Raw genomic sequence first — 9,971 nt, 5'->3', positions numbered from 1 at the left:
TCACCATGCGCTTGACGATTTCCCGCCTGGCAGCCGCCTGCGCCTGCCTGGGCCTGGCCGCCTGTACCACGCAGCCGGCCCACGCGCCGGTGCCGGCGTGGCCCGACGCCGATGCCGCCTACGTGGCGGGGCGCCAGCATTTCGAGCGGGGCGACCTGCCCGCCGCGCAAGCGGCCTATGAGCAAGCTCTGCGCACCGCGCCGCGCCACGTGAACGCGCGCAACGGCCTGGCCGTGCTGCACGCGCAGCGTGGCGAACATGACGCGGCGATCGCCCAGTGGCTGGCCCTGACGCAGGAGGCCGGCCCGCCGCAGCCGGGGCAGGCATATCTGTTCAGCAATCTCGGTCATGCCTATGCCTTGAGCGGGCGCGATGCGCAAGCCTTGTCCGCGCTGGAACAGGCGTGTCTGCTCGATCCGCTCAATGCGCTGGCCTGGCGGCACCTGGCGCAAGTGCTCGAACGGCTGGGACAGCACGCGCGCGCGGCCGTCATGCGGCGCCAGGCGCAGAGCCTGCAGGAACACGACCTGCGGCGCGACCTGGCCGTCTTGCGCAACGAGGCGCCGCCGCAGACTGTGCCCGCGGCCCTGCCGCAGCAGGATGTGCCCGCCATGGCGCGCATCGAGATCACGCAGAGCGACGGCATGGCCCGCTTGCAGCGCGTGCCGGCTGCCGCGGCCGTGGCGGCGCGCTCCATGCCGGCCGCTGCCGTGCCTCGTCCGCGCCTGGAAATTGTGAACGGCAACGGCGTGCCTGGCCTGGCCGCCGCGCTGGCGCGCAGCCTGGCCGCTGCCCCCGTGCAGGTGGTGCGCCTGGCCAATGAAACCCGCTTCCAGGTGACGCGCACGCGCGTCGAATACCGGCCCGCGCAGGAGCAGGCGGCGCGCCAGCTGGCCCGCCAGTTGGGGCTGCAGGTACAAAGCCAGGTGCAGACCCAAGCCGCCGATTGCCCTGTCAGCGAGCTGCGCCTGGTACTGGGGCGCGACCTCAGCGATCCGGCCATGCTGCACCGCTATTATCTGCAGCAGCTGCAACTGGCGCGCCAGGCGTTGGCACGGCTCGGTTAAAACGACGCTGCCGGCATAAGAAAACGCGGCGCCTTGGCGGGCGCCGCGTTTTTTCATGCCGCTGATTATGTCGACTGGCGGCGGCGTGTAAAAGCCAGGGCCGCCAATCCCATGCCCAACAGGAACAGCGTGCCCGGTTCCGGTACCGCAAGCGGCGGATCGATGACGACGATATCGGTGCGCGTGGACTTGGAAAAATTCAAGGTGTAGCTGCCGGCGGGCAGGGCGAAATTCGAGGTCAGGGAAAACATCGCGAAGTCATTCGTGAAGGTGCGCCCGGTGGCCGGGTCGTTGGTGCCGCTCGTCATGTTCAGGCTGAACGGATCGAGGCTGCCGACCGTATGGTTGCCGTTGATGTCGCTGCCATTGTTGGCGTCGCCATCGGGCGCGAACTGGAAGATCACGCCATCGGCATTCGCATGCGACAGGCAGCCGGCGGGGCTGGCGCTGTTGCAGGAGATATTGAAGATATCCATGATCGACACGCTCGACTTGTCGCCCATGGTCGTCACGCTGGTGCGCAGGTCGCGCCGGCCCATGAAGCTGAAGGTGATGAAGCCGGCGCTCGACAGCGTCAGATTGACGGAGCCGGTGAGGGTGTCGCCGGCCGTGGCCGTGGCGGCGCCGATCGTGTTGCGCTGTGCTTCGGCCACGGCGCGCACGGTGGCGCCGCCATTGAGCATATTGCCGAAGGCATGCGCATCGCCGCGCGCGAATTCCAGCGTGGAACTGGGACTGGGTGCGTAGTGATTTTGCGGCAAGCCGCCGCAGCCGCCGCCCGAACACACTTGCGGCACGTCCGCGTTGGCGGCCGGGCCCGTATTGACGGCGCGCGGATTGACTGCCACGCCGCCTTCGAAAAATGCGCTGTCGCTGGCATTGCGGTTGGCGCCGGCCAGCGACAGCGCACCGGCGCTGGTGGTGATGCGGAAATTGTTCAACTCGTTGACGGCCAGGCCGTAGGCGCCGGCCTGCGCCTGGCCGCTGGCCAGCAGGCTTGCCGCCGCCAGTGCGCCCAGCCAGCCCAGGGTCTTGCTTCGTGTGTGATTGACGTTCATCGCAGCCTCTTATCGTGGTCAGTCTCGGAAAATCCGGGGATCAGGAATCCAGAATGACTTGCCTGGATTCATCTCGTAGACAGTGATAAGCAGTTTGCATGCCACACAAAAAAATCACATGGAATCAAGTGCTTGCGTAAGGCGGACTGAGCTTGTGGATGCCAAGTGTAAGAAAGGCCGACGCCGCTTGGCGGGCGCCGCTGGCCAGCCTCAGGTGCCCCGGTGATAGCCCAGGTGCCCGCCCGAATTGCGCGCGCAACCGCAACCGATGCGCGCCACTTCCTCGCATTCCGTCAATTTCCAGTTGGTAATCGTCGTGTGTTGCCAGTCGATGTCGCTTTTCTTGACAGGTTTCACCGTCAGCGTGCGTTGCTCGACGTCCGTGTATTCCATCAGCTCCTCGTCGTCGGCGATGTCGAAATGACGGTGGATCAGGGAAATGCAGAAGCGGTCGAGCGCGCCATAGCGTTGCAGCACGTCGCGCAGTTCGCGAAAGCAGGCGAGGTCGTCGGGCAGCAGCGGATCGACGGCGGAAATATCGGCAACGGGCTGCCATTGCATGGCGTGGATGTTCAGGCTGTGCATGATAGGCTCCTGTGCCCCATGATGATAGGCCCAGGCTGCCAGAGGGGCGCCGGCACGCCTGGCGAAATGCTCATCGTCGCCGCGAAACCGCTGCGGCGCTTGCGCCAGATCAAAGGTGCGGCACATCGCGCCTCGCCCGGTAAAATAGGCCATGGCAAACAAAACCCCCACCTTCCCCGGCGCGCGCACGGGCCGCGGCCAGGTCCTGGCCGTGCTGCTGTCGAACCGCGACCAGTCCGGCGCCGAACCGCTGCAAGGCCGCGTCTCGCTGGCCGCCATCGTCAAGGCGCTGAAACGCAAATACCACTGGCCGATCGAGACGCACAGTTTTCCAGCCAACACGCAGGACGGCCGCGCCAGCTGGGCGACCGTCTACAGCTTGCCGGACAAGGTGATTGAGACCGCGCTGGACAACGGCGGCCGGGAGTGGCTGGAGAGCCGGGGAGCGGTCGGGCGGCGGTGAGTTGCCGACCTGCCCTATTCGAGCCGGAAGCCGACCTTGAGCGTGACCTGGAAGTGCGCCACCTTGCCATCGACGATATGCCCGCGCGATTCCGTCACTTCATACCAGTCCATGTGCTTGACCGTCAGCGCCGCCTTGGCAATGGCATCGCGTATCGCCTGATCGCTGCTCTCCGTCGACGTGCCGACCAGCTCGATCAACTTGTAAGTGTGTGCGGACATGATGTTCCCCCAGGTAGGCAAGCCAGACATCGGGAGCCTGCTTTGCGCAAGCACATGCTCATCTTGCTCCTAAATGTGCCGGACGTCATTGCGCGGTGCAGCAATGCGTCACGGGAGTGGTTCGCAGGAGGGAGAAAAGAAAAAAGGGCTACCAGCCGAAGCTTGTAACCCTTTGATTTACTGCTGAATTCTGGTGCCGACTGCCGGTTTCGAACTGGCCACCTGATGATTACAAATCAACTGCTCTACCAAATGAGCTAAGTCGGCAAAAACTGCGCGTTGCGAATTATACGCTATTTAATGCGCGTCAGGGTCGGGCGGCCGCCTTTTTTTGGTGGCTCGTCGTCGCCGGGCGTGGCGTTGTCGCGTTGTTCGGGGGAGCTGGTCGGCACGGACGACAGGGTGGGACCGCTGGCGGCGGGGGCGAGCACCGGTGGCGGGACGTCGGCGGAGGCCGGGCTGTCCGTCGGTTGCGCGTCCGGGTCATCGTAGCCCAGCACAGGCTCGAAGGCCATGCCCTGGCCGTTTTCGTTGGCGTAGATGGCCATCACGTTGTCGACCGGCACGTAGATTTCGCGCGAGACGCCGCCAAAGCGGGCGTGGAAGCGGATGGCGTCGTTGTCCATCTTCAGGCCGCTGGTGGCGCCGAAGCTGATGTTGAGCACGATTTCGCCCTTTTTCACGTATTCCATCGGTACCGTGGTGCGCGAATCGACTTTGACCGCGAGATAAGGCGTGTAGCCGCTGTCGGTGCACCACTCGTAGATGGCGCGCAGCATATAAGGTTTGGTTGAGATTTCAGACATGGTAGGCACGGTGAGGCGGGAGCGCCCCCCGTCAGGCATCAGGCGGGCGCACCGGTAGTTCAAAAGACTGGGACAGCGCAAAAAGCAACTTTAACACATGGCCCAAGATATCCCGGCAGGCGCGGCCTGCCGGGATTATCTTTAGCGGCGCATGACCTTTTCGGAAGGGGTCAATGCCTCGATATACGCAGGACGCGAGAAGATGCGTTCGGCGTATTTCATCAGCGGTGCGGCCGTCTTCGACAGTTCGATGCCGTAGTGGTCCAGGCGCCACAGCAGCGGCGCGACAGCCACGTCGAGCATCGAGAATTCGTCGCCCAGCATGTACTTGTTTTTCAGGAACAGCGGCGCCAGGGTCGTCAGGCGGTCGCGGATTTCCGCGCGTGCCTTGTCGTGGGCCTTGTCGTTGCTCTTGGCGCGTTCGCTTTCCAGCACGTGCACGTGCACGAACAGTTCTTTTTCGAAATTGAACAGCATCAGGCGCGCGCGGGCACGCATCAGCGGATCGGCCGGCATCAGTTGCGGATGCGGGAAGCGCTCATCGATGTACTCGTTGATGATGTTCGATTCATACAGGATCAGTTCGCGTTCGACCAGGATAGGCACCTGACCATACGGATTCATGGTCGAAATGTCTTCCGGTTTGTTGAACAGGTCGACGTCGCGCACTTCGAAGTCCATGCCTTTTTCAAACAGGACCAGGCGGCAGCGTTGCGAAAATGGGCAGGTTGTACCCGAATAGAGAACCATCATTTTTTATAGTTCCTTAGAAACAAAGGGGGTGAAGCCGCGAACGGCTCACCCCAGGTCGCTTGTCCACTCATGCGGACAACGCAGAAACAGGCATAAACCGGCCTATGGCCGGCGCCTCACTTATTTGACTTCCTTCCAGAACGACGCGTTAAGGCGCCATGCCAGCAGAGCAAAGACCGACAGGAACAGCAGCACCCACACGCCCAGGCGCTTGCGTGTCTGCTGTGCCGGTTCGGCCATCCACTCCATGTAGCCGACCAGGTCGGCTACCGCATTGTCATACTCGATCTTGTTCAACGTACCTGGCTTGACCTGCTCGAAGCCGGCAAATTTGTGGATCTTCTTGCCAGCTTCGTGCGGATCATTTTCTTCCACGAACTTGGCAGTCTGGACACCTTGCAATTCCCATAATACATGCGGCATGGCAACATTCGGCACGACCATGTTGTTCCAGCCGGTCGGACGAGTGTCGTCTTTATAGAACGTACGCAGGTAAGTATACAGGTAGTCGCCGCCTGTGCCAGCGGAAGATGATTTCGCGCGCGAAATTACCGACAAATCCGGCGGTACGACGCCAAAGAAGGCCTTGGCGTCCTGCGGTGCCAGGCTGGTCGTCATCAGGTCGCCGACTTTATCGCCGGAGAACAACAGATTCTGCTTGATCTGGTCTTCCGTCAAGCCCAGATCGCGCAGGCGGTTGTAGCGCATCGACACGGCGGCGTGGCAATTCAAGCAATAATTGACGAACAATTTGGCGCCATGTTGCAGCGCCGCCATGTTGGTCTGGCGGTCAGGAGCCTTGTCCAGCGGAAAGCCGCCTTCGCTGGCGAGAGCCATGGCAGGCACGAAGGCCAGGATGGCGAGCAGTTTTTTTGCAATCTTCATATGATGTATGTCCTTTGAGCGTGGCGTGAGAGCGGCTTAGTGCGGGTGGAACGTCACACGCGACGGCACGGTCTTGAACTTGCCCATGGCACTCCACCATGGCATCAGCAGGAAGAAGCTGAAGTAAATCAGGGTGCACACTTGCGACACGATGGTTTTCGTATCCGTTGGCGCCTGGGTCCCGAGGTAGCCGAGGATCAGGAACGACAGGCCGAAGATGGCATAGATGTATTTGTGCCAGGTCGGACGGTAGCGGATCGATTTCACGGGCGAATGGTCGAGCCATGGCAGGAAGGCCAGGATCACGACGGAACCGCCGAAGAACACCACGCCCCAGAATTTCGCATCGAGCACCTGCGGCAGCATGCCGATGATGGCGACGATGGCGATGCCGGCGATGATGGACTTGACCGTCGTCGACAGGCGCGACTTGAGCCAGATGAACACCACGTAGGCGGCCACGACACCCATCAGCACGTACATGAAGTCGGCCGTGGTGGCGCGCAGCACCGAGTAGAACGGCGTGAAGTACCAGGTTGGCGCGATGTGCAGCGGGGTTTTCAGCGAGTCGCCGGGCAGGAAGTTGTTGTATTCCAGGAAGTAACCGCCCATTTCCGGCGCGAAGAAGACGACGGCGCTGAAGATGACGAGGAAGATCGACACGCCGAACAGGTCATGCACGGTGTAGTACGGGTGCGAAGGGATCGAATCGACCGGGTGGCCGTCGGCGCCCAGGTTTTCCTTCACTTCGATGCCGTCCGGGTTGCTCGAGCCGACTTCATGCAGGGCGATCAAGTGCGCTGCAACCAGGCCCAGCAGTACCAGCGGGATGGCGATTACGTGGAAGGCGAAGAAGCGGTTCAGGGTGGCGTCGGAAACGACGTAGTCGCCGCGGATCCACAACGACAGGTCAGGGCCGATGAACGGGATGGCGCCAAACAGGTTGACGATCACTTGCGCGCCCCAGTACGACATCTGGCCCCATGGCAGCAGGTAGCCGAAGAACGCTTCGGCCATCAGGCACAGGAAGATGGCGAAACCGAACAGCCAGATCAGTTCACGTGGCTTGCGGTACGAGCCGTACAGCAGGCCGCGCGTCATGTGCAGGTAGACGATGATGAAGAAGGCCGAAGCGCCCGTCGAGTGCATGTAGCGCACCAGCCAGCCCCACGGCACTTCGCGCATGATGTACTCGACGGAATTGAAGGCCAGGGCCGCATCCGGTTTGTAGTGCATGGTCAGGAAGATGCCGGTGACGATCTGCAGCACCAGCACCAGCATGGCCAGCGAACCGAAGATGTACCAGAAATTGAAGTTTTTCGGGGCGTAGTACTTGCCCCATTGATCGTTCCACAGCTTGGTCAGGGGAAAGCGGTCATCGACCCAGCCCAGCGCTTTTTCGGCGACGGGAGCGTCTGCCGGGAATTTCGTTTCTTTGAAAGCAGCCATGATCAAGCCTCGCCTTTCTCGTCTTTACCTATCAGCAATTTGGTGTCGCTCAGGTACATATGGCGCGGCACTTGCAGGTTGTCCGGCGCCGGCTTGTTCTTGAACACGCGGCCTGCCATGTCGAAGGTGGAGCCGTGGCAAGGGCACAAGAAGCCGCCTTCCCAGTCATCGGGCAGCGACGGTTGCGGGCCGGGGGCAAATTTCGAGGAAGGGGAGCAGCCCAGGTGGGTGCAGATGCCGACGGCGACGAGAATTTCAGGCTTGATCGAGCGCGCTTCATTCATGCAGTACGACGGCGTGAATTCGGCGGGATTGCGCTGGGAATTGGCGTCGGCGACTTTGCCGTCGGTCTTTTTCAGCGACGCGATCATTTCCGGGGTGCGCTTCAGGATCCAGACCGGCTTGCCGCGCCATTCGACGGTGCGCATTTCGCCGGGTTGCAAGGTGGTGATGTCTACTTCGACCGGCGCGCCAGCCGCTTTCGCGCGCTCCGACGGCTGGAAGGTGCTTACCAAGGCTCCCGCGGTTGCCAATCCAACTACACTGCCCGCCGCGCACGTGGCGACGAGCAAGCCGCGACGGCCTGAATCGACCTGCTTTTCGTTACTCATGCAAACCCCAATCAGTCAAAATGCGAATCTTTATTATGAGTGGCAGCCGCGAAAAACCGTCGCCGAAGCTCTTTCCCACTGATTGCCGCAACCCGCATCTTTGTACGGTAAAGTGGCAACATCCCTGCGGAACTTCGGCCAATGGCGCAGCCCGTGCCAGTTTCTTGTTGATTATCCGGAAGTGAAAAAGTCACTTCTGGCAACCGCAAATTATAAGTGAAGCAAACAACGAATAGAACAAAAACGTTGCTTGTACCATAATTTATATACTTTTGCAGGAGGTGGCTAGTTCTTTCGAACTAGATGCACCCGGCTGTGCCCGAATTGGTCTCGCCGGCAACCACAAGTTGGTGTGCCCAGGAATCAATAGTATGATCGGCATGTTTTTTATACATATCCGAAGGAGAAATTCATGGCAATGATGAAAGAATTTAAAGAATTTGCAATGAAAGGCAACGTCGTCGATCTGGCGGTCGGTGTCATTATCGGCGGCGCCTTCGGCAAGATTGTCGATTCCCTGGTGCAAGACGTGATCATGCCGCCCATCGGCCGCATTTTCGGCGGCCTCGATTTCGCCAATTACTACCTGCCGCTGAATGGCCAAGCCACGACGATGACCCTGGTGGAAGCGAAAAAGGCGGGCGCCGTGCTGGCCTATGGTAACTTCCTGACCATTCTGCTCAACTTCATCATTCTTGCCTTCATCATCTTCCAGATGGTGCGCCTGATGAACAAGGCCCGCCGCAGCGAACCGGTCGCGCCGGCGCCGGCACCGGCCACGCCGGAAGACATCGTGCTGCTGCGTGAAATCCGCGACTCGCTGCAGCAGAACGCACGCAACAGCAACAATCTGGCAAAATAAGTTGTTCCGGCACGGGCCGGCTGACCTGGGCAGAAAACTGTATGCGACGATTCTGGTTATTGTTTGCGCAAACCGTGACGATCGCGTTGGCGCTGTACTTTGTGTATGGCGCGCTGCGCCCGGCCAGCCGGGTACAGCAACTGGGCTCAGTCGCCAAGCCGGTGCCCGTGGTGGAAACGGCGTCGAGCAGCCTGGCGCCCGGTTCCTACCGCGACGCGGCGGCGCGCGCCATGCCCGCCGTCGTCAACATTCTCACCCTGCAAGTGCCCAAGCGCGGCGCCCATCCGCTGGCGCGCGATCCCTTCTTTAAACGTTTCTTCGGCGACCGCGACCCGGACGGCGAGGATGACGAGGACTTGAAAAACAGCCTAGGTTCGGGCGTCATCGTCAGCCATGAAGGCTATGTGCTGACCAACAACCACGTGGTCGAAGGCGCCGACGAAATCGAAGTGGTGCTCACCGATGGCCGCAAGGCGCCCGCCAAGGTGGTGGGCCTGGACCCGGAAACGGACCTGGCCGTGATCAAGATCAACCTCGACAAGCTACCCGTCATCGTGCTGGGCCAGTCGGAACTGGCGCGCGTGGGCGACGTGGTGCTGGCCATCGGCAATCCGTTCGGCGTGGGCCAGACGGTGACCATGGGCATCATCTCCGCCCTGGGCCGCAACAACCTGCACATCAACAGCTTTGAAAACTTCATCCAGACGGATGCGGCGATTAACTTCGGCAATTCGGGCGGCGCGCTGGTCGACACGCGCGGCAATTTGATCGGCATCAATACGGCGATTTACTCGCAAAGCGGCGGCTCCGTCGGCATCGGCTTCGCCATTCCCGTCTCGACGGCGAAAACCGTGATGGAAGCCATCATCAAGGATGGCCACGTGGTGCGCGGCTGGATCGGCGTGGAAACGCAGGACATCACGCCCGAACTGGCGCAAAGCTTCAACTTGCAGCGCTCGAGCGGCGCCATCATCGCCGGCGTGGTGCGCAACGGCCCGGCCGACAAGGCGGGCATCGTGCCCGGCGACATCCTGCTGACGGTGGACGGCAAGCCCGTCGGCGACACGACGGAAATGCTCAACCTGATCGCCCAACTGCCGCCCGGCGGAAAAGCTAAAATGACGGTGCTGCGCAAGAATCGCGAAGCGGCGCTCGACGTGATGGTGGGCAAGCGCCCCCTCCCGAAAGAGCTTTCCAAATAGTTGCTGATC

At 61.4% G+C, this 9,971-nt stretch carries 12 protein-coding genes and 1 tRNA gene; 4 read left to right on the top strand and 9 right to left on the bottom strand.

Going from position 1 to position 9,971, the window contains the following annotated elements:
* The first annotated feature begins 5 nt into the window (after positions 1-5).
* Positions 6-1,067, top strand: a complete 1,062-nt coding sequence (locus GCN78_RS25060) for a LytR C-terminal domain-containing protein (protein WP_152254130.1) — start codon at positions 6-8, stop codon at positions 1,065-1,067.
* Positions 1,068-1,132: 65 nt separating this feature from the next.
* Here the strand turns inward: GCN78_RS25060 and GCN78_RS25055 are convergent, their stop codons facing one another.
* Together GCN78_RS25055 and GCN78_RS25050 are read right to left on the bottom strand one after the other, a co-directional pair.
* The gene (locus tag GCN78_RS25055) at positions 1,133-2,125 is read right to left on the bottom strand and encodes an EDSAP-1 family PEP-CTERM protein (RefSeq protein WP_152254129.1); all 993 of its coding nucleotides are present in this window, start codon (positions 2,123-2,125) and stop codon (positions 1,133-1,135) included.
* A 210-nt stretch (positions 2,126-2,335) separates the two neighbouring features.
* On the bottom strand, positions 2,336-2,710 hold the full coding sequence (locus GCN78_RS25050; RefSeq protein ID WP_152254128.1) for a hypothetical protein: 375 nt from the start codon (positions 2,708-2,710) through the stop codon (positions 2,336-2,338).
* 151 nt (positions 2,711-2,861) lie between these two features.
* Here GCN78_RS25050 and GCN78_RS25045 point away from each other — a divergent pair, with 151 nt between their 5' ends.
* A complete protein-coding gene (locus tag GCN78_RS25045; protein WP_152254127.1) occupies positions 2,862-3,173 on the top strand; it encodes a hypothetical protein in 312 nt (103 codons plus the stop codon).
* A 14-nt stretch (positions 3,174-3,187) separates the two neighbouring features.
* Here the strand turns inward: GCN78_RS25045 and GCN78_RS25040 are convergent, their stop codons facing one another.
* From GCN78_RS25040 to petA, 7 genes are all read right to left on the bottom strand, one after another.
* A complete protein-coding gene (locus GCN78_RS25040) occupies positions 3,188-3,394 on the bottom strand; it encodes a dodecin (RefSeq protein WP_034753599.1) in 207 nt (68 codons plus the stop codon).
* 191 nt (positions 3,395-3,585) lie between these two features.
* Positions 3,586-3,661, bottom strand: a tRNA-Thr gene (locus tag GCN78_RS25035).
* A gap of 26 nt (positions 3,662-3,687) precedes the next feature.
* On the bottom strand, positions 3,688-4,200 hold the full coding sequence (locus GCN78_RS25030; protein ID WP_152254126.1) for a ClpXP protease specificity-enhancing factor: 513 nt from the start codon (positions 4,198-4,200) through the stop codon (positions 3,688-3,690).
* A 141-nt stretch (positions 4,201-4,341) separates the two neighbouring features.
* The gene (locus GCN78_RS25025; RefSeq protein ID WP_010394154.1) at positions 4,342-4,953 is read right to left on the bottom strand and encodes a glutathione S-transferase N-terminal domain-containing protein; all 612 of its coding nucleotides are present in this window, start codon (positions 4,951-4,953) and stop codon (positions 4,342-4,344) included.
* Positions 4,954-5,073: 120 nt separating this feature from the next.
* Complete coding sequence (locus tag GCN78_RS25020; RefSeq protein WP_152254125.1) at positions 5,074-5,838, bottom strand: cytochrome c1; 765 nt, start codon at positions 5,836-5,838, stop codon at positions 5,074-5,076.
* Between the two features lie 36 nt (positions 5,839-5,874).
* Positions 5,875-7,287: a cytochrome b gene (locus GCN78_RS25015; RefSeq protein WP_152254124.1), complete on the bottom strand. Its 1,413-nt coding sequence runs from the start codon at positions 7,285-7,287 to the stop codon at positions 5,875-5,877.
* A 2-nt stretch (positions 7,288-7,289) separates the two neighbouring features.
* Positions 7,290-7,898 (bottom strand): ubiquinol-cytochrome c reductase iron-sulfur subunit, encoded by a 609-nt coding sequence (gene petA / locus GCN78_RS25010; protein ID WP_152254123.1) that lies wholly within the window; start codon positions 7,896-7,898, stop codon positions 7,290-7,292.
* A 412-nt stretch (positions 7,899-8,310) separates the two neighbouring features.
* On the opposite strand from petA, the gene mscL reads away from it, so the two are divergent.
* A complete protein-coding gene (gene mscL, locus GCN78_RS25005) occupies positions 8,311-8,760 on the top strand; it encodes a large conductance mechanosensitive channel protein MscL (RefSeq protein ID WP_070223752.1) in 450 nt (149 codons plus the stop codon).
* Between the two features lie 41 nt (positions 8,761-8,801).
* Positions 8,802-9,962 carry a Do family serine endopeptidase gene (locus tag GCN78_RS25000; protein ID WP_193316870.1) on the top strand — a complete coding sequence of 387 codons (1,161 nt, stop codon included), beginning with the start codon at positions 8,802-8,804 and terminating at the stop codon, positions 9,960-9,962.
* Positions 9,963-9,971 lie beyond the last annotated feature (9 nt).

Origin of the sequence: Janthinobacterium rivuli, from assembly GCF_009208735.1 — a bacterium.
Classification (GTDB): domain Bacteria; phylum Pseudomonadota; class Gammaproteobacteria; order Burkholderiales; family Burkholderiaceae_D; genus Janthinobacterium.
Note: the sequence above shows the minus strand (reverse complement) of the source record. Positions and strands in the feature narration are given on the sequence as shown.

What these genes read in the sequence shown, in the direction of transcription:
- GCN78_RS25015 (WP_152254124.1), bottom strand. Translation starts at nt 7,287, where the DNA reads ATGGCTGCTTTCAAAGAAACGAAATTCCCGGCAGACGCTCCCGTCGCC.
- GCN78_RS25040 (WP_034753599.1), bottom strand. Translation starts at nt 3,394, where the DNA reads ATGTCCGCACACACTTACAAGTTGATCGAGCTGGTCGGCACGTCGACG.
- GCN78_RS25055 (WP_152254129.1), bottom strand. Translation starts at nt 2,125, where the DNA reads ATGAACGTCAATCACACACGAAGCAAGACCCTGGGCTGGCTGGGCGCA.
- GCN78_RS25045 (WP_152254127.1), top strand. Translation starts at nt 2,862, where the DNA reads ATGGCAAACAAAACCCCCACCTTCCCCGGCGCGCGCACGGGCCGCGGC.
- GCN78_RS25020 (WP_152254125.1), bottom strand. Translation starts at nt 5,838, where the DNA reads ATGAAGATTGCAAAAAAACTGCTCGCCATCCTGGCCTTCGTGCCTGCC.
- GCN78_RS25060 (WP_152254130.1), top strand. Translation starts at nt 6, where the DNA reads ATGCGCTTGACGATTTCCCGCCTGGCAGCCGCCTGCGCCTGCCTGGGC.
- mscL (WP_070223752.1), top strand. Translation starts at nt 8,311, where the DNA reads ATGGCAATGATGAAAGAATTTAAAGAATTTGCAATGAAAGGCAACGTC.
- GCN78_RS25025 (WP_010394154.1), bottom strand. Translation starts at nt 4,953, where the DNA reads ATGATGGTTCTCTATTCGGGTACAACCTGCCCATTTTCGCAACGCTGC.
- GCN78_RS25030 (WP_152254126.1), bottom strand. Translation starts at nt 4,200, where the DNA reads ATGTCTGAAATCTCAACCAAACCTTATATGCTGCGCGCCATCTACGAG.
- petA (WP_152254123.1), bottom strand. Translation starts at nt 7,898, where the DNA reads ATGAGTAACGAAAAGCAGGTCGATTCAGGCCGTCGCGGCTTGCTCGTC.
- GCN78_RS25000 (WP_193316870.1), top strand. Translation starts at nt 8,802, where the DNA reads ATGCGACGATTCTGGTTATTGTTTGCGCAAACCGTGACGATCGCGTTG.
- GCN78_RS25050 (WP_152254128.1), bottom strand. Translation starts at nt 2,710, where the DNA reads ATGCACAGCCTGAACATCCACGCCATGCAATGGCAGCCCGTTGCCGAT.